The following is an 18,776-nucleotide window of genomic DNA, read 5'->3' on the forward strand; positions in this document are numbered from 1 at the left end:
TCTAGCAGCTATTATAAGCAATAATGTTGTTTAATAATAAAAATATTCATAGACCGTAAGCTGAAGATTTTGTTCGTTTGTTTGGTGGGATTTAAGACCAAAAACGATCTTAAATAATTATGTATTTAGAGCAATAATATCCATTGTTGTTTGTGAAGAATTTCGTTCATAGATTTACGATATGAGATATCGACCTTTGTTTTATAATTATGGAGCTCGAGGATTTTTGCGGCATCATCCCTTTACTAACTCTAAAGCACTTTGAAAAAGTAAACGACCGTCAATACCGCCATGGGCGGGTTCAATAAAGTTTTCAGGATGAGGCATCATACCAAGAATATTACCAGCTTTATTAACAATACCAGCAATATCTTTCATTGAGCCATTAGGATTTGTATTTTCTGCATAACGAAAAACAATTTGTTCATTATCTTCCATTTGTTTTAATGTTTCACTATCAACAAAATAATTCCCATCGTGATGGGCAACAGGACAACGAATAATTTGTCCTTTAGAATAATATCGAGAAAATTTTGTCTTGGCATTGACGACTTCAAGTTTGATTTCACGACAAACAAATTTTAAAGAAGCGTTACGCATTAAAGTACCGGGTAATAATCCCGCTTCCAACAAAATTTGAAATCCATTACAGATCCCTATTATTGTAGTCCCTTCTTGTGCTTTTTCACGAATGGCTTTTAAGATGGGAGTTCGCGCTCCAATTGCACCACATCTTAAGTAGTCGCCATAGGAAAAACCACCAGGAATAATAATAACATCTACATCTGGAATTGTTGTTTCTGTTTGCCAAATTTTTAGTGGCTCAACTCCTGTTATATGATGTAATGCTGCAACCATATCTCGATCACGATTTAATCCAGGAAGTTGAATGATGGCAGTTTTCATGAGTGTTTCACTTACAGAAGTTCGATTGTATAATTTTCAATGACAGTATTTGCGAGTAAATCTTCACACATTTGTTCAAGTTTTCTCTTTGCGGTTTCAGAAGGTAGATCATCAAGAACAATATCAAAAACCTTTCCTTGACGAATGGATTGAATGCCTTCGAAAGCCAAACTTTTTAAAGCACCGACAATTGCTTCTCCTTGTGGATCAAGAACGCTTTCTCTTAAAGTAACTGTAATGCGTGCTCTCATTATTTTACTTCCTGCTTTTTAAAAGAACCTCTCATTTGAAGAGGAGTATTTGTAGAAGATGATGTTATTTTATCTTGTGTTTACTTTACGAGAACGGGACCACTTGGTCGTATTGGTTCATTTTCATTCATAATACCAAGACGTTTGGCGACTTCTTGATAGGCATTAATAAGCCCACCCATATCACGACGAAAACGGTCTTTATCCATTTTTTCGTGTGTTTGCATATCCCATAGTCGTGCAGAATCAGGAGAGATTTCATCAGCAAGAACAATGCGCATGGTTTCATCTTCCCACAGGCGACCAAATTCCATTTTAAAATCAATTAACTGTATGTTAACACCGGCAAAAAGCCCAGAAAGAAAATCATTAATACGAATTGAAAGTTGCATGATATCTTCTATCTCTTGTGGGACAGCCCACCCAAAAGCCGTGATATGTTCTTCTGTCACCATGGGATCATCGAGAGAATCATTTTTATAGTAGAACTCAATGATGGATTGTGGAAGCGGGGTTCCTTCTTCCAGACCTAAACGCTTAGCAAGAGAGCCGGCCGCAACATTGCGAACAACAACTTCCAACGGAATGATTTCCACTGCTTTAATAAGCTGTTCGCGCATGTTTATGCGTTTGATAAAATGTGTTGGGATGCCTAAACGTCCAAGGTGGCTAAAGATATGTTCCGAAATTCGGTTGTTTAAAACGCCCTTTCCGTCGATAATTTCATGTTTTTTTGCATTAAAGGCTGTTGCATCATCTTTAAAAAATTGAATATAAGTTCCTGGTTCAGGTCCTTCATATAAAATTTTAGCCTTGCCTTCATAAATACGGTGGCGACGATTCATTATGTTTCTCTATTTATCTTGATGATTCTCTATTTATTTTGAGAGGTTTTTAATAACATTGACAATTGATACTATCCTAATTGATAGAAATTCTCAATGATATTGCTATAATACTTTATATAATTTTTGTCATGACACGTTTACCCAATGGTGGAAAATAGGCAATTAGAAAGAGGACTACTTCTTTTGGATCAAATTTTTGCAAGAAAGTGAGAGAGGACCATCAGCCCTTCAGGCCAAGGTCCGTGTCCAGATTCTGCATTAATATGGCCAGAATACCCAGCATCAACAAAGAGTGATCCCCAATCATTGGCAATTTCTTCTGCTACTGAAAATTGACAAAACTCATCGTTACGGCTGGCTATGACAAGAGAAGGAAAAGGCAACTTTTGGCGATAATAAGGGCCAAATGTCATTAAATGTTTGGGGCGTATTTTCTCATTGGCTACATCAGGAGGGGCAACAAAGAAAGCGCCACAAATTTTTTCTGCATTTTGTATAGTTGCCTGAAGAGCAGTAGGAACGCCTAATGAATGCGCAATAAGCATAACAGGCCTTTGAGCTTTTGCGATGGCGGTTTTAACTTTGTTAACCCACTCTTCACAAACAGGCTTTGACCAATGGAGTTGTTCAATGCGGCGGGCTGTCGACAATTTTTTTTCCCAGCGTGTTTGCCAATGATCTGGACCAGATCCTTTGTAGCCAGGAACAATAAGAATATCGAGTTGATTTGCTTTCATGAATTGTTTTCTTTGTTACAACAGATTTTTGATCATAGGTGGAATGGAGTTTGGTTCTTTCTATGTCGCTTTATTGTCCTTCAAAAACACGTTTAAAAATCGTATTGATATGCTTGGTGTGGTAAGAAAGATCAAATTTTTCGCGAAGTTCTTCTTCACTTAAAGCTTTGGTAACATCTTTGTCGTTGAGGAGTTCTTCTAAAAAGTCTTTTCCTTGTTCCCAAACTTTCATCGCATTTCGTTGTACAATCCGATAAGAATCTTCACGACTAATCCCTGCTTGTGTGAGGGCTAAGAGAACCCGTTGTGAGTGAACAAGACCGCGGAATTTATTGAGATTTTTTTGCATATTTTCTGGATAGACAATGAGATTTTCAATGACAGATGTGAGGCGAGAAAGAGCAAAATCAAGTGTAATAGTCGCATCTGGAGCAATATAACGCTCAACAGATGAATGGGAAATATCACGTTCATGCCAAAGCGCTACATTTTCCATGGCAGGGAGTGCAAATGCACGTACCATACGGGCTAATCCAGTTAAATTTTCTGTTAAAACTGGATTACGTTTATGAGGCATTGCCGATGAACCTTTTTGCCCAGGTGAGAAATGTTCCTCTGCTTCAAGAACTTCTGTTCGTTGTAAATGGCGTATTTCTATCGCTAGCCTTTCAATAGAGGAAGCAATAACACCAAGTGTTGCAAAAAACATAGCATGACGATCTCTTGGTATTACTTGGGTGGAAACTGGTTCAGCACGCATCCTCAAGGCTTTTGCTACATGTTCTTCAACGCGTGGATCGATATTTGCAAAAGTTCCTACGGCTCCTGAAATCGCGCAAGTAGAAATTTCTTCTCGTGCTGCAAGAAGACGTTTGCGACAACGGGAAAATTCAGCGTATGCAAGAGCAAACTTGATTCCAAATGTTGTCGGTTCAGCATGAATGCCATGACTCCGCCCAATGGTGATTGTCTCTTTATGCTCAAAAGCACGTCTTTTTAATGCTTCAAGAAGTTGATCTATATCCTCTAGCAAAATATCACTCGCACGCATCAATTGAATGTTCAGCGTTGTATCGAGAACATCAGATGATGTCATGCCTTGGTGGATAAAACGTGCCTCTGGTCCAATGAATTCAGCTAGGTGGGTTAGAAATGCGATAACATCATGTTTGGTAATTGCTTCAATTTCATCAATGCGATTGACATCAAATTTAGCTGCTGCCCCTTTTTCCCAAATGACTTTGGCGGCTTCTTTCGGAATAATCCCTAAGTGAGCAAGGGCATCACAGGCATGGGCTTCAATTTCAAACCAAATACGATATTTTGTTTCGGGAGACCAAATTGTTACCATTGCAGGGCGGGAATAACGTGCGATCATCATTTTTTTCCTTGTTGTGAGAGGATTGCGGCTTGGCGCAATGCACTAATACGTGTTTTGTAAAGCTCTTTATTTCCATCTTTATAAATTGAAGAGCCTGCGACAAATACATTTGCACCAGCTTTTGCAGCTATCCCAATTGTATCAACGGTGATACCACCATCAACTTCAAGATCAATAGGGCGGTTTGCAATCATGTTTTTAACGCGCTTAATTTTGTCTTTTATTTCTGGAATAAAACTTTGTCCACCAAAACCGGGATTGACCGTCATGATGAGAATGAGATCTAATTGATCAAGCAAATATTCAAGTACATGTTCAGGGGTGCTTGGATTGAGTGCTATTCCTGCTTTTTTCCCCATTTTTTTGATTGTTTGTAATGAACGATGAAGATGTGGACCTGCTTCAGCATGAATGGTTATAATATCTGAACCAGCTTTTGCAAAAGCTTCTAAATAAGGATCTACTGGTGCGATCATCAGGTGGACATCAAATATTGCTTTTGTTAATGGGCGTAAAGCTTTGACAATTTCAGGACCAAAGGTGATGTTAGGAACAAAGTGCCCATCCATAATATCAAGATGAAGCCAATCTGCACCAGCATCAACAACATCTAACATTTCTTGTCCAAGTTTAGAAAAATCAGAAGCCAAGAGAGAAGGCGAAATGAGATGAGAATGGGGCATTAAAATCTCCTTAGATTGGCAGTTTTTATCATGTCGCCTGTGTATACACAAATAACTTTTATGTTATGACGGAAAAGAAAAAATATGTATTATAGATCTTTTTATGAAAAGATCGCTTGAAATTTAAAAGCTTTATAAGTGAAAGATATGTCGAATCATAAAACATATTTAATGCCTAAACTTCAACATAATATTACGGTTTCTTCGCAAGAATATCGAGATGCTATGAGTCTTTTTGCAGGAGCTGTGCATATTGTGACAACAAATGGCATTAAGGGAAAGCGCGGGGTAACTGTTTCGGCGTGTTGTTCTTTATCTGATGATCCTCCGACCCTTCTTGTTTGTCTTATGCGCCATAATCTGAAGAATCAGGTGTTTATGGAGAATGGGAATTTTTGTGTTAATAGCTTGGCAGGAAAACATCGTTCATTAGCAGATATTTTTTCCAGGCGTTGTAATTCTTCACAAAATGAGTCTACTCAAAATGAGCATTTTGATGTTGCACAATGGGGAACTCTGCAAACAGGGGCGCCTAGTCTTTCAGATGCTTTAGCATCGTTTGATTGTCGTTTGATTTGTTGGCACGAGCATGCAACCCATTGTGTTTTGATTGGTGAGGTTGTTGCAATCAACTGTAATCAAGAAAAAGATGCTTTGATGTATTTGAAACGTGAATATCACACTTTGCCTTTATAAAGATTTTATTTTTTTGCATTGATGAAATGATTTATTGTTGCTTCATTTAGACTTTAAACAATGAGAGAGTAGGGGAGGGATGGCTCTGATATCTGATATTAGATTTCCTTCTTTTTAAAGTTTTTCAATAAGCGAGAAAAATGATTCTGGATGAGATTTGATCAAGAATCCAATCTACATAAAAAAGCGATTGAACCTAAACAGTGCATTTAGACCTATTCGTCGATTGTTATGAAAAAACATTTTACTCTTGTGTTGATGGGTATTGCACAATATATAGACCGCACATAGCATATGTGGAGGTTTTTTATTGCATGAGCGAAGAGATTGATGGTCAATATCGCCCTAGTGAAGATGAGCCTTTTATGAATGAGCGGCAAAAGGCGTATTTTCGTGCTAAATTGGTTTCTTGGAAGAATGATATATTAAAAGAAGCTCGTGAGACTTTGGAAAATTTGCAGGAAGAGAATGTTGGTCAACCCGATTTGACTGATCGGGCTTCTTGTGAAACTGATCGTACAATCGAATTACGTGCTCGTGATCGTCAGAGGAAACTTATTTCAAAAATAGATGCTGCTTTAGAGCGCATTGATAATGGGACATATGGTTTTTGTGAAGAAACCGGCGAGCCCATTAGTATAAAGCGTCTTGAGGCTCGGCCGATAGCCGTTTTGTCATTGGAAGCGCAAGAACGTCACGAACGACGAGAAAGAGTTTATCGCGATGATTAAGGTCATTGAAATGATAAACAAACGAAATTCGTGGTGATAAAATTGTGTATTTTTATTTTTGAGGGGTAGGAATGAATAAAGATGGTTCTTGCCGCCCCTCAATTTCGGCGGTGATGGCTGAATCTTTTACCCCTTGATTCGTAAAAGGAGAGGGACTTTTATCCGATACATCGTTTCTTTCTGGAGGGGCGGGATTTAGATGGGTGTGTGTTTCTCTCTTTTGTATTTTGGATGTACCAGTAATATCGGATTCTACAACCATATCTGTTAATCCGCCAATAAGGAGCAAATGCTCTTTATTATCGCAACGGATTAAAACAAGGCGGCGTGCTTGATCTATAGAAATTACTTCACATAAAGCTAATCGCGATAGGCTTTTTTTTCTATTAATGTTGAATCTTCTTGTATTTAAACGGCGTAAAAATACGATAATTATGGTAATAGCTGCGATTGTTATTACAAAAAGCAAAAAGCTTATCGTTATGTTTGCAGCAGATACACCTATTTGCTCTGATAACCAGATATACATAGACTTTCTCCCATTTTGGATGGAAATATTATTTTTTATTGAGATAAAGTGATAAACATACCCTCAAAAGGTTCACTTATAATGTAAGAAATAAATTTTTGAATATTAAGTGAGCTTATCTTAGATAATATCATAGTATATACTTTATAACAACATAACAACGAATATAAAGGAAGTTTTGTGACATAAGAAATAGCTATAAGCTAAGGCAAAGAGAGATGGATAAAGATTTTGAGAATAATGAAAGATCAGCGTCTTCGTTTCACCGGAGAGTTGTGATTTTTGGTATTGTTTTTGTATTAGGTTTTCTTTTCATTGTGGGTATTTTAGGTTTTTTTTATCCACAAAACTATTTGCAACAGGCGATATCAATATCTTTTTTGATTCTAGCAATGATCGGTGTTGCAACACTCCTTTTGTGTGGAATGGGAATTTTAAGATATCATGTGTGGTCGCATGAAGATTTTGATTTTAGCATCTTTAATAGGAGCGATGATGCAATTGTAATCTCTGATCTTTCTGGTTTTGTTTATTATTCTAATCACAACTATCGAAAAATTCTGACCTATAAGCCTGAAGTGTCTTGTTATAGGGTTATTGCAGATCTGCCAGGAGCTGGTGCACTCTCGTACCGCTTAAAGGTTGCAGCCTGTAATAATCTTGCAGCGCAAGAGGAATTAAGAGTAGAACAGCCAATTTTTACCGATTCTACATTAAAAAAATCTGTTTGGTATAATATTTCCATTCAACCTATCACAAAACAGAAAAAAAAGCTTTTATTTTGGCGTATTACTGATATTTCGCATTTACAACAAACGCGAGAAGTTTTTTTCTCAAATCTTCAAGAGGCTATCAATCACTTGGATCAAGCTTCTATTGGTTTTGTATCCGTTAATAGACAAGGAACTATTCTTTATGCCAATGCGACTTTTGCAGAATGGTTTTCAATTGATTTAGCGAATTTCTCAATTGGTCAACATAATTTTGATTCGTTATTTGATAGCGTTGGCGCTAAGAGCTCATGGAGTGATATCTGTTTACAAACCAACAGATATCAAAGTTCAGGTTACTCTTTACCTTATAGGTTTTCGTTATGTTTAAATTCACACACGACTTGTGAGAAAATATTCCATTGTCTTATATCTGTTTCTTCTCTCTTAGAAGAGGAAGCCATTTATCGTGTTGTGATCATTCCACAACAAATACAAAAAGAAGAGGATGATCAATTAAAATTACCCAGTATATTAGGAGAATATTTTGATGCGAGTCCTTTTGCAATAGCCGTGGTGGATCATGCAGGGCAATTGGTTCATATGAATAAAGCTTTTTCATCACTCACGGGATGTATGGACAAAGCTGTCAATTTTTATGATGTTATTTCTCGTCGTGATTGTGTGCAGTTAGAGCGTTCTTTTCAGAGAATTGCGACAAATAAAAATTATTTTGTTTCTCTAGAAACTGTTTTAGAAAAAAATGAAGAATGCCATTTACGGCTCCATATTATGTCTGTACCGCCTTATCACGGTGATGCATTGCAAAATTTGCTTATTATCTCTGTCATTGAAACAACCGAACAAAAAACTCTTGAAGATAAAATGATGCAAAGTCAGAAGATGCAAGCTGTAGGACAATTGGCTGGCGGCATTGCTCATGATTTTAATAATGTTTTAACAGCAATTTTAATGTCGTGTGATCTTCTTTTAAATACGCATCGTAGTTCTGATCCTGCTCATGCTGATCTGATCAATATTAAAAACAATGCTAATCGTGCAGCTGCTCTTGTCCAGCAATTATTAGCTTTTTCTAGAAAGCAAACACTTCGACCTGAAGAAGTCGATTTTACTGAATTTTTATCAGATATCCGCAATCTTATTTTACCACTTTTGGGGAATAATATTCAGTTAAAAATTATCCATGGAAGAGATTTGTGGAGCGTTGAAGTTGATCAAGCATCTTTTCAGCGTGTTATTATGAATTTGGTTATTAATGCGCGTGATGCTATGTTCGATGGAGGTGTTGTTACGATTGCGACAAACAATATTACAAAGCAAAAAAGTGCTGAATTTAATCATCTTGGATTAGCAATTGGCGAGTATGTGCAATTGACTATTTCAGATACAGGGGCTGGTATATCTGCTGCTATACAAGAAAAAATGTTTGAGCCATTTTTTACAACAAAAGAAGTTGGAAAAGGAACCGGACTTGGTTTATCAATGGTTTATGGAATTATCAAGCAGAGCGGTGGGTACATTTATTGTGAAAGTAAAGAAGGTGAAGGAGCAACATTTCATATTTTTCTTCCCCGTTATATCCCTAATATAAAAGGAGAAATTTCTCAAAAGATTGAAAAAGATGAAGAGAAAGATAAAAATATAGATTTAACAGGATCTGCGACCGTTTTATTGGTTGAAGATGAAGATGCGGTTAGAATGGGAGGGGTAAGAGCTCTTAAAATGAGAGGATATACGGTTTTAGAGGCTGCAAGTGGGGTGGAAGCACTCTCTATTCTTGAGGAACAAAAAGGAGATGTTGATATTATTGTTTCCGATGTGGTGATGCCAGAAATGGATGGGCCCACTTTATTGAAGGAAGTCCGTAAAAACTATCCTGATATCAAATTTCTTTTCGTTTCTGGATATGCAAAAGATGCTTTTTCTAAAAATCTTCCACAAGATGCTGTTTTTGGTTTTTTGTCTAAACCTTTTACACTCAAACAGTTAGCTGTAACAGTTAAAGAAACACTTTCGTCATGATACAAAAATTTAATGCCATAGAAAAATTGCGTGTTTTAAGATTTTTTAGGTGAAATACAAGAGTATTTTGATAAATAGAGCTCATAATAATGTTAGAAAATTAAATAAAGAAGAACCATTTAGAAATTCAATTAAAATTCAAAAAAATCACATATTCTGTGCAAAAAATTTATGAAGAGATGGACTCTATTATGTCAACATTTCATAGAGATTTTTAATTGTAGATACTGAGCAAAAACTATGTGTAAAGCATTGAAATATGCTGATTAATAGATTGTTGATACTCAAAAAGATAAAAGCTGTTGTTGCGTATCGACTATTTTGCTCTTTCCTTCAATAAATGCTTTTAAAGCTTCAGGGTAGAGTTTATGCTCTACTTTAAGAACTCTCTGTGCTAAGCACTCAGCAGTATCATGGGGATAGACTGGAACGGCTGCTTGGGCAAGAATTTTTCCTGCATCCATGTCTTCTGTAACAAGATGAACAGTGCAACCCGTGATTTTTACACCTGCTTGTAAAGCTTTTTCATGTGTGTTTAAGCCTTTAAATGAAGGTAAAAGAGAAGGATGAATGTTTAAAATTCGTCCTTCATAAAGTTTTACAAAACGTGGTGAGATAAGGCGCATATACCCCGCAAAGCAGAGAAAATCTGGTTTATATTGATCTAAAATCGTAAAAATATCTTCTTCATGCTCTTCTTTTGTTTTGTAAATTTTGCGCTCAACAATATGAATGGGTAAGTTGTGGTTTTGCGCTTTTTCAATACCGTTTGCACGCGGATTATCGCAAATAACAGCAACAATTTCAGCAGGATATCCTTTTTGTTGACTTGCTTGAGCAAGGGCGACCATATTGGATCCATTACCAGAAATAAAAACGACGATTTTTTTTTTCATAAATGCAGTACCCCTTTATAAAGTATTCCTTTATTTTGATCTTGTCGTTTTGTTAAAATGCCAAGTGGAGTCACCTTCTCTCCTTTTTTTTCAAGAGCTTGCGTAATTGTTTCAGCCGCATGCTGTGCTACGATAATGATCATTCCAATACCACAATTGAATGTTCTTAACATTTCTGTTTTTTCTATTTTACCTTGTTTGGCAATCCATGAAAAGACGGAGGGAACATTGATGGTAGAAAGATTAATTTCAGCGCAGAGAGAAGATGGAATAACCCGTGGAATATTTTCAGGAAAGCCTCCACCCGTAATATGAGCAAGAGCTTTGATTCCTTCATATTTTCGCATGATGGGAAGAAGCGATTTTACATAAATGCGTGTTGGTGTAAGAAGTGCTATACCAAGGCTGTTTTCGGGGGAAAAAGGGGCAGGATCATTCCATTTGAGATAATTTTGTTGGATGATTCGTCGAACAAGCGAAAAACCATTGGAATGAATTCCAGAGGCGCTTAGACCTAATATAATATCACCTTCTGTCAAATCTTTTGAAGGGAGTATCTTGCTGCGTTCGCATGCTCCTACAGCAAAACCGGCTAGATCATAATCTCCCTCTGCATACATTCCTGGCATTTCTGCAGTTTCTCCTCCAATAAGAGCAGCACCGGCTTGTTTACATCCTTCTGCAATACCAGAAACAATCGCAGCACCTTGTTCTGGGTCAAGCTTTCCAGTTGCAAAATAATCCAGAAAAAAAAGAGGTTCAGCCCCCTGTACGAGTAAATCATTGACACACATAGCTACAAGATCAATACCTACAGTGTTATGGTGATCTACTTCAATGGCAATTTTTAATTTTGTTCCCACACCATCATTGGCTGCGACTAGGATAGGATCTGTAAAGCCAGCTGCTTTTAAATCAAAAAGGCCACCAAACCCGCCAATTTCTGCATCTGCTCCGGCTCGTTTTGTCGCGCGTATAAAGGGTTTAATTTTTTCTACCATAGCATTACCCATATCGATGTTTACACCGGCTTTTGCGTAGGTAAGACCAGCTTTGGATTTATCCCCAGCCTTGGATTTATTATTTGTAAGATCTTGATTGCTCATTGGAGCCTTCCTTTAATGGAAAATCAGTTTTTGATGTTATGCAATGCCATGATAGAGTTTCCTCTGCAAGAGATATTGATAAGAAAATAAGCAACTTTTCTTGTACCTTATTTTGAAAATGCTTATAATTTTTTGTGAAGAAATTTTTTTTAGGATATTTTATGAACAAGATATCAGATAACCACGGAAAGTCTTCTTGGCAACTTATGAGAAAAAAAGTAAATGAGAATACATCCCAGGACCGTTATAAAACTTATATGCCAGCATATACTCAATTACCGTTGCCGAATAATATGAAAAGACAAATCTTTTTTTGGCTTGGTACGCTGATTTTTTTCATTCTTTTTATGTTTGTTTTTGGATCAATTTTGCTTCCTTTTGTGGCTGGGATTGTGTTGGCTTATTTTCTCAATCCCATTGTTCAATTACTTGAAAAATTTGGTATTCGTCGTGTGTTTGGGACTGTCCTTATTACTTTATTTATTGTTATTACCTTTGTTGCTGCTTTAGTTATTTTGATTCCTGTTATTAGTTGGCAAATACAGCAATTTATGAGTGATGGTTTACCTGTTTATATTAATCGTATTCAAACCTTTTTTGTTGAGCATGATTTTGATTGGATAAGGCGCTATTTTGGAAGTGATCCAAATGAATTACGGAATAATATTAAAGGATTTTTGGGAGAAGGTTCGGATTTTATTACGTCTCTTTTGAATTCACTTTTAAAGTCAGGAAAATCTATCGTTAATATCGTTAGCCTATTGGTTGTGGCGCCTGTTGTGGCATTTTATATGTTGTTAGATTGGCCACGGATGGTGAAAGCAATTGATTCGTTAATACCGCGTGATCATCTTGAAACTGTTCGGAGTATTTTTCATGAAATGGATAGAGCTATAGCAGGCTTTGTTCGTGGACAAGGAACAGTTTGTCTCATATTGGGAGGCTATTATGCTATTGGTTTAACGATTGCAGGACTCAATTTTAGTCTTTTGATTGGTATGTTTATTGGTCTTATTAGCTTTGTTCCTTATATTGGCACAATGAGTGGTTTGGTCCTTTCTGTTGGTATTGCATGGGTCCAGTTTTATCCCAATAATTGGGGAGGAATCATTGTTGTGATGACACTTTTTTTAATTGGTCAATTTATTGAAGGTTATATTCTTCAACCCAAGCTTGTAGGTTCATCAGTGGGATTACATCCTGTATGGTTGATGTTTTCACTTTTTGCTTTTTCTTCACTCTTTGGTTTTACTGGTATGCTTGTTGCTGTTCCTGCGGCAGCGGCTGTTGGCGTTTTAGTTCGTTTTGCTCTTCATACTTATCTGAGTTCTCAGATGTATTCGCGAAGCGGAAATTCGGAGCCGCTAAAATGAATGGGCGTGAAACGCAATTATCTTTAAATTTTCCTCATAATCCAATTTTTCAATTTGATGATTTAGTAGTAACGGAAAGCAATCGTATGGCTTTTCAGCTTATTGATCACTGGCCTAATTGGAGCTTACCTATTGCAGTTTTGGTTGGCAAAGAAGGATCTGGAAAAACGCACTTTTCTAATATATGGCTCCAAAAAGCAGATGCTTTCAGGATTCAGCACAATGAAATTGATCAGGCTATTACTATGGCTTCTTTAGGCAGATCATTTTTAATAGAGGATATTGATGCAGGTGAAATCAATGAGACAGAACTTTTTCATTTAATTAACAGTATTAAGCAAGCAAATCTTGATGCACGACAAGCTACTTTATTGATGACGGCACGAACACTTCCTTCCGCTTGGAATTTAATGTTAAATGATCTAAAAAGTCGTCTTAATTCGGTGATGTTCGTTGAAATTAATCAGCCTGATGATGCATTGTTAACAGCTGTTGCATTTAAGCTTTTTTCCGATAGGCAACTTATTGTACATCCAGATACGGTTTATTATCTTGTAAGCCGTTGTGAACGTTCTTTATTTTCATTGAAGCGTGTTATTGATTCTGTTGATCAGTTGGCATTACAAAGAAAAAGAAAAATAACACGTGCTGTTATTGCTGAAGTTTTAAATAGAAGAAATCCGTAAATACTCCTTATCATGGCTTACTTATTCTGTCCTTCTATTATCGTTTCAATATGTGGAAGACAAGACATTTAAATTTTCTTCTTTTTGGATATCTATATAAGAGTAAAAAATAGTATTTTTTACTCTTATCGTGTGTTTATTTTAAATAGCTTTGAGATTTTATTGTATGATGTTGAATTCTTACCATTTTCGCATTTGAAAATTTTTCTAAAAAGAGCGCTTTATTTTATTTATAATAAAAACTTTGTGCTTTGAAAAAATGTTTGTTGTTTATGGATTTGGATTGTAGAAGATTCTAGAATTTTTAATAAAAGTGTCCTTGGAAAGATAGAAAAAGAGGGGAAAAAAGCTTAATACAGCTGAATTTTTTGGCTTATGTTCTCTTTGGGAAAGTTTTTCTATGATATTTAAGTCATTTTTTTCTAAAATTGTATCTGTGGAATGTGTTTTGATACAATGAGAGCTTGCTTAAAGCAGGATAAAAATTATGAAGTCCTTATAGAGAAATTCATTCTTTTTTATATAGATTGGATTTTTACGGAGGTTGTTTTCTACTATTTGTCAATAAATTTGTTATTGAGTAGGGAAAAAAATTAAAAAATGTGCTTTTTTGTAAAGAATTGTAACAAAATTAAAAAAAAGTGTGTTTTTCTCTTGCACTTCTGTTGTGAAAATTTTAGGAAATGTGCATCAAGTAAATGTAAATGGCGGAGCGTAGCGCAGCCTGGTAGCGCACCTGATTTGGGATCAGGGGGTCGTAGGTTCGAATCCTATCGCTCCGACCATATTTGATTGAGTGTGTGAGAATGACCCAATTGGGTACGTGTGGTGAAAAACTATCATCCAAGCGTTGTGTAATCTGAAGGAAAAAGGCATGATCGCACGTATTTATAGTCCTGCTAAGACAGCTATGCAGTCAGGTAAGGGGAATACAGGTTTTTGGATTCTAGAGTATGAGCCAATGGAAGCAAAAATGCTTGAACCTCTTATGGGCTACACAGCAACGTCTGATATGAATAATCAGGTAAGGATTCGATTTAATAGGAAGGAAGAAGCGATTGCTTTTGCGCGTAAGAATGCTATCTCTTACCGTGTAGAAAAGAAACATACATCGATTCGACGCGCTATTTCTTATTCTGATAATTTTCGCAGTGATCGGCAGCATTCTTGGACACATTGAATTAAAGATGCTATTTTGAATTGAGAAAATAATCAGTTGGGTCCCGTAGCTCAGCTGGATAGAGCAACGGCCTTCTAAGCCGTGGGTCACAGGTTCGAATCCTGTCGGGATCACCATGTTTAAATGATATTAATAGGCTGTAAAAAGTTAGAGAGTTTTCCTTTTATTCTATTAGCTTATTTCTCTGTATACTCCCGAACCTTTTTAATGTTTTTTGGTTTATTTTGTTGCTAAACGTTTTCTGTTGACTGTTTTAGTATAAAATGATGCTGTTTTCTCTTTTTTCAGTAAAAATTGCTTTCGATAGCTGAAACTATAGCATTGCATTTTCTTACTGCGTGTTGCTACTACATTACATGCTTTAGGAAACAGATTGCAAAAATTTTTTTACGAGATTCTTTTCATCTTTCTGAAAATGAATATTTTATTTCTTAGATTAGATTTAAGCATTGCGGCTAATGCTGGTGAAATTACAAAAAAACATCTATTGTAATTTTTTTTATTTTTTGTGAATAATATTATTACGTTTTTCAGCATGTTTATATAATTTATTACCTAATACCAGTTCCTCTTATGACGTATAAGAGAGAAGATGGTTTTGATTGATTCAATATAAATAGGTTTAAAATGAGAAAACATTACGATATTCGGATTTCTCATTCAACGAGGCTGTTATTACGTTTGTGATACTTTTAGATGGCTTCCTCCAAGAGGCGCTATCAGAACGTAAAAAATATTAAAAACACTCCGTAAAGCATGCCCTTTGTAGAGGCATGTTGCAAAATCTTATTTCCGAATCTTTATTTATGCATCCCGTACCTTGAAAGAATACGATAACTCAATAATTTATTTATACTATAAAGTTGAATGGTGGGCGTGACAGGGATTGAACCTGTGACCCCTACGATGTCAACGTAGTGCTCTCCCGCTGAGCTACACGCCCATTCATTGATGTTGCATACATCATATAGAATGACAAACGTCAATGCCTAATTTCATTTTCTCTTTTATCAGACATGAATAATTTAAAGAATATCCTTTTAAGCAGCTATAAGAATCTTTTCAACCTCATTTACCAGATCACGTAAGTGAAATGGTTTAGAGAGTACTTTTGCATCAGGAGGGGCATCACTATTTGAATTGAGTGCAACCGCTGCAAAGCCTGTAATAAACATTACGCGTAAATCAGGGTCAATTTCAGTAGCGCGTCGTGCGAGTTCGATGCCGTCCATCTCTGGCATCACAATGTCAGTAAGGAGAAGAGAAAAAGGCTCTTCTTGTAAACGTTCATATGCGCTAATGCCATTATCGAAGTCCGCGACTTCGTAGCCTGCACGTTCTAAGGCTTTGACTAGGAAGCGACGCATATCGTTATCATCTTCTGCGAGCAGGATTCGTTTCATGATTATGTTCCAATAGCTCCATTTGTCAGAGTTTTTGCCGCATCAATTATACAATATAGAGTATTTATAAAAAAGATGGTAAAATGCTCATAATTGAAATGAATGGCAAAATGGTTAATTTTTACATTCTTATTCAGAATACAGCATATTCGTTGTGAGTTGGTTAAATTCGAAATGTATGTACTTTAAAAAAGGAGGGACTTGCAAAATATTTTAAGATAATTCATTGTTATTTTTTCTTTTAATTTTTTACATTCTTAACAGAACTCCATTAAAAAACTTATGAAAATCATTACTGTAGAGACTACCTATATTAGAAAATTAGAAGAATATTATGTTAATTTGTTGTTTTAAAAAATTTCTATTACAAAATATATTTTTTATAGTTATTTGTATTTTATAGATATTTTAAAATAAATATTATGAACAGCGTTTTTTTAGAGTATTTTATTTAAATGGATAAAAACTGTTATTTTTATAGATATAATATAAAATAACAACTTAATAATAAATAAAAAACAGTATTTTTATGTTTTATTTATAAAGATGTATAATTTTTATTAAATCCGTTTATTTTATTTATTTTTATTTAAATTTATATTAATCATATAAAATATTTTTATTTATATAAGTATAATTTTATATATAATTATTTTTTTATTTTATAAATTATATTATTATTTAAATAATATCGTTTAATATAATGATATACTTTGTATATTGGGTATTTTTTAGAGGATGTAATGAATATTTAGCTCATGGCTTGCATGTAGAGTCTATAAAAAGAATCATGTGAGTTGTTAAAAGAGGCTATCTACTGTATCAAAGAAGTCTTTATAGATTGACGTTGCTCGTAGAAATTTTTGTTTTGATGGAGCAAGCGGAAGTGAAGGTCTCATGTTATTTTACAGATACATTATCGGGAATAAAAGCATCAAATGCAGCCCAAAATTGTTTTTTGTAATCTTCGTTAACCATAATTGTATCAAGTTCAGCGCCTGTAATAGTAATATTTTCTGTCAGACGTGTGTGTTGGCATAATTGCCGCACTTCAATATTGTTTGCAATATTTTTTTGATTGGCGAGAATAAAGAGTGTTGGGATTTGTAAATGCCCGTGAAGTAGATTTTTTTTCACAGAATCAATCGCATTAAATACCGATGCCATCCATAGGGATGTTGGGGGATTAATGAAAGGGAAGGACACTTTTTGAGCGTGTTTTAATTGCATATTTTTTAGTTTTTTTTCATTTCTCGCTGGTATGAAGCCAAGACCTATATCAGAAAGAAATTGTGTTAACTTATGTTGAAAACCATTTGTTTTATTGCCGAATGGAGCAAAAAGGGGAGAAACACAGAGCAATTTATTAAACTGATGATTAATAAGATCTAATCCGCTCAGTGCTATCAATCCACCTATGCCATAGGCTAGCATAGAGTAAGGTGGCGGACAATTAGGACAAACAATATTTTTAAGAAATTCATATAAATCATTAATATCATTATTTATATCAAAATAATAATGTCGGCTTTGTTTTCTTGTTTTAAAGGATGTCTTTTCTTGATCAAACCAGTCAAATATTGCCGTATGAAAACCACGTTTAGAAATTTCATTTATTGGTAAAAAATATTTTTCTAAAATATTTGCGTAGCTTTTGAGAATAACAATTGTTCCCTTAGATTTTTCTAATTCAGGATATGTTATCGCAAAACGGATTTCGCGATCTATTGCTATTTTAAAGGTGCTATGATGAATATTAGGAGGAGTAGATTCCCAGTCTATGCGATAAAGAGGTGTTTCCAATTGACATCCTTTACAGTAGTATTTCTGCAACTTAGTGCAACGTGAGATAATGAGATGACTTTGACTATTTATGTAATGAGGAAGAAGGATTAAGAAAGGGGTATGGTACTTTTTAGATAGTTTTTATCAATTCAGGTACAAAAGAGTTGAAATGAGGAAAAACAATTACCAGATAATATAGTGTGGTTGCCGTGAAGGGACCACTGGTTCACAAGTAAGTTTGCCATTTGGGAACTTTGTGAATCAATTATAAATTATAGTCGCTCTAGAGGAGGGCAATATTATGCGTCAAGTAGATTTTTCACCATTTTATCGTTCCACAGTAGGTTTTGATCATCTTTTTAACTGGTTTGATTCTAGAACACAACCAGACGAAGTTTCTTCTTATCCGCCTTATAATATCGAGCGTTTAACTGAAGATTCTTATAGAATTTCTATGGCTGTTGCTGGTTTTTCTCAAGATGAAATTGATATTGAAACGCATTGTAACCAGTTGATCGTTAAAGGAGACAGAAAGCCTGAAAATGATAATGAAGAACGAGAATTTCTTTATCGAGGTATTGCTTCGCGTGCTTTTGAACGGCGTTTTCATTTGGCTGATCATGTTAAAGTTATTGGAGCAGAACTTGGAGATGGGCTTCTTCATATTCAGCTTAAAAGGGAGATGCCAGCTGAATTAAAACCTAAAAAGATAACCGTACAGATGTCACCATCCATTACAAAAAATGATAATAGCAACAGTATCGCATAAAGAAAATTTAGAAAATATGAGATCGAATAATTATACATTTTTCTAAAGAATGAAATAACGCGA

General features: G+C 35.3%; 18 protein-coding genes and 3 tRNA genes. 9 read left to right on the forward strand and 12 right to left on the reverse strand.

What is annotated here, in order from left to right:
* Positions 1-234: 234 nt before the first annotated feature.
* From purQ to rpe, 6 genes are all read right to left on the reverse strand, one after another.
* Positions 235-906: a phosphoribosylformylglycinamidine synthase subunit PurQ gene (gene purQ / locus ACFIJJ_RS02870; protein WP_375622411.1), complete on the reverse strand. Its 672-nt coding sequence runs from the start codon at positions 904-906 to the stop codon at positions 235-237.
* A gap of 11 nt (positions 907-917) precedes the next feature.
* Positions 918-1,157, reverse strand: a complete 240-nt coding sequence (gene purS, locus ACFIJJ_RS02875) for a phosphoribosylformylglycinamidine synthase subunit PurS (protein WP_375645850.1) — start codon at positions 1,155-1,157, stop codon at positions 918-920.
* Positions 1,158-1,237: 80 nt separating this feature from the next.
* A complete protein-coding gene (gene purC / locus ACFIJJ_RS02880; RefSeq protein ID WP_375622413.1) occupies positions 1,238-2,002 on the reverse strand; it encodes a phosphoribosylaminoimidazolesuccinocarboxamide synthase in 765 nt (254 codons plus the stop codon).
* 191 nt (positions 2,003-2,193) lie between these two features.
* Positions 2,194-2,742: an RBBP9/YdeN family alpha/beta hydrolase gene (locus tag ACFIJJ_RS02885; protein WP_375622414.1), complete on the reverse strand. Its 549-nt coding sequence runs from the start codon at positions 2,740-2,742 to the stop codon at positions 2,194-2,196.
* A gap of 70 nt (positions 2,743-2,812) precedes the next feature.
* The gene (gene purB / locus ACFIJJ_RS02890) at positions 2,813-4,120 is read right to left on the reverse strand and encodes an adenylosuccinate lyase (protein ID WP_375645871.1); all 1,308 of its coding nucleotides are present in this window, start codon (positions 4,118-4,120) and stop codon (positions 2,813-2,815) included.
* A complete protein-coding gene (rpe, locus tag ACFIJJ_RS02895) occupies positions 4,120-4,806 on the reverse strand; it encodes a ribulose-phosphate 3-epimerase (protein ID WP_375622415.1) in 687 nt (228 codons plus the stop codon). Before rpe ends, purB begins: the two co-directional genes overlap by 1 nt.
* 147 nt (positions 4,807-4,953) lie before the next feature.
* On the opposite strand from rpe, the gene ACFIJJ_RS02900 reads away from it, so the two are divergent.
* Positions 4,954-5,502, forward strand: a complete 549-nt coding sequence (locus ACFIJJ_RS02900; RefSeq protein ID WP_375622416.1) for a flavin reductase — start codon at positions 4,954-4,956, stop codon at positions 5,500-5,502.
* A gap of 314 nt (positions 5,503-5,816) precedes the next feature.
* Complete coding sequence (gene dksA / locus ACFIJJ_RS02905) at positions 5,817-6,233, forward strand: RNA polymerase-binding protein DksA (RefSeq protein ID WP_015856486.1); 417 nt, start codon at positions 5,817-5,819, stop codon at positions 6,231-6,233.
* 52 nt (positions 6,234-6,285) lie between these two features.
* Here the strand turns inward: dksA and ACFIJJ_RS02910 are convergent, their stop codons facing one another.
* The gene (locus tag ACFIJJ_RS02910) at positions 6,286-6,762 is read right to left on the reverse strand and encodes a hypothetical protein (protein WP_375645852.1); all 477 of its coding nucleotides are present in this window, start codon (positions 6,760-6,762) and stop codon (positions 6,286-6,288) included.
* Between the two features lie 218 nt (positions 6,763-6,980).
* Here ACFIJJ_RS02910 and ACFIJJ_RS02915 point away from each other — a divergent pair, with 218 nt between their 5' ends.
* Positions 6,981-9,515 carry a response regulator gene (locus ACFIJJ_RS02915; RefSeq protein WP_375645853.1) on the forward strand — a complete coding sequence of 845 codons (2,535 nt, stop codon included), beginning with the start codon at positions 6,981-6,983 and terminating at the stop codon, positions 9,513-9,515.
* Between the two features lie 284 nt (positions 9,516-9,799).
* Here the strand turns inward: ACFIJJ_RS02915 and purN are convergent, their stop codons facing one another.
* Positions 9,800-10,411 (reverse strand): phosphoribosylglycinamide formyltransferase, encoded by a 612-nt coding sequence (purN, locus tag ACFIJJ_RS02920; protein ID WP_375622419.1) that lies wholly within the window; start codon positions 10,409-10,411, stop codon positions 9,800-9,802.
* Complete coding sequence (gene purM / locus ACFIJJ_RS02925; RefSeq protein ID WP_375622420.1) at positions 10,408-11,517, reverse strand: phosphoribosylformylglycinamidine cyclo-ligase; 1,110 nt, start codon at positions 11,515-11,517, stop codon at positions 10,408-10,410. The genes purN and purM overlap by 4 nt, the downstream gene beginning before the upstream one ends.
* 161 nt (positions 11,518-11,678) lie before the next feature.
* Here purM and ACFIJJ_RS02930 point away from each other — a divergent pair, with 161 nt between their 5' ends.
* The 5 genes from ACFIJJ_RS02930 (at position 11,679) to ACFIJJ_RS02950 (ending at position 14,872) form a co-directional block, all read left to right on the forward strand.
* Complete coding sequence (locus ACFIJJ_RS02930; protein ID WP_375645854.1) at positions 11,679-12,890, forward strand: AI-2E family transporter; 1,212 nt, start codon at positions 11,679-11,681, stop codon at positions 12,888-12,890.
* Complete coding sequence (gene hdaA / locus ACFIJJ_RS02935; RefSeq protein ID WP_375622422.1) at positions 12,887-13,576, forward strand: DnaA regulatory inactivator HdaA; 690 nt, start codon at positions 12,887-12,889, stop codon at positions 13,574-13,576. The genes ACFIJJ_RS02930 and hdaA overlap by 4 nt, the downstream gene beginning before the upstream one ends.
* Before the next feature lie 708 nt (positions 13,577-14,284).
* Positions 14,285-14,361: transfer RNA gene (locus ACFIJJ_RS02940), tRNA-Pro, on the forward strand.
* A gap of 89 nt (positions 14,362-14,450) precedes the next feature.
* Positions 14,451-14,756, forward strand: coding sequence for an ETC complex I subunit (locus ACFIJJ_RS02945; protein ID WP_375645856.1), 306 nt, complete (start codon positions 14,451-14,453; stop codon positions 14,754-14,756).
* A gap of 39 nt (positions 14,757-14,795) precedes the next feature.
* Positions 14,796-14,872, forward strand: a tRNA-Arg gene (locus tag ACFIJJ_RS02950).
* Positions 14,873-15,624: 752 nt separating this feature from the next.
* Here the strand turns inward: ACFIJJ_RS02950 and ACFIJJ_RS02955 are convergent.
* The 3 genes from ACFIJJ_RS02955 to ACFIJJ_RS02965 all read right to left on the reverse strand — a co-directional run bounded on the left by ACFIJJ_RS02955 (position 15,625) and on the right by ACFIJJ_RS02965 (position 17,962).
* A tRNA-Val gene (locus tag ACFIJJ_RS02955) sits at positions 15,625-15,699 on the reverse strand.
* Between the two features lie 97 nt (positions 15,700-15,796).
* On the reverse strand, positions 15,797-16,159 hold the full coding sequence (cpdR, locus tag ACFIJJ_RS02960) for a cell cycle two-component system response regulator CpdR (protein ID WP_375622424.1): 363 nt from the start codon (positions 16,157-16,159) through the stop codon (positions 15,797-15,799).
* 900 nt (positions 16,160-17,059) lie between these two features.
* Positions 17,060-17,962 carry a serine aminopeptidase domain-containing protein gene (locus ACFIJJ_RS02965; protein ID WP_375645857.1) on the reverse strand — a complete coding sequence of 301 codons (903 nt, stop codon included), beginning with the start codon at positions 17,960-17,962 and terminating at the stop codon, positions 17,060-17,062.
* Between the two features lie 283 nt (positions 17,963-18,245).
* On the opposite strand from ACFIJJ_RS02965, the gene ACFIJJ_RS02970 reads away from it, so the two are divergent.
* Positions 18,246-18,713: an Hsp20 family protein gene (locus ACFIJJ_RS02970; protein WP_375622426.1), complete on the forward strand. Its 468-nt coding sequence runs from the start codon at positions 18,246-18,248 to the stop codon at positions 18,711-18,713.
* Positions 18,714-18,776: the final 63 nt, after the last annotated feature.

It is taken from the genome of Bartonella sp. TT29SHDZB (genome assembly GCF_042193395.1).
Taxonomy (GTDB): domain Bacteria; phylum Pseudomonadota; class Alphaproteobacteria; order Rhizobiales; family Rhizobiaceae; genus Bartonella.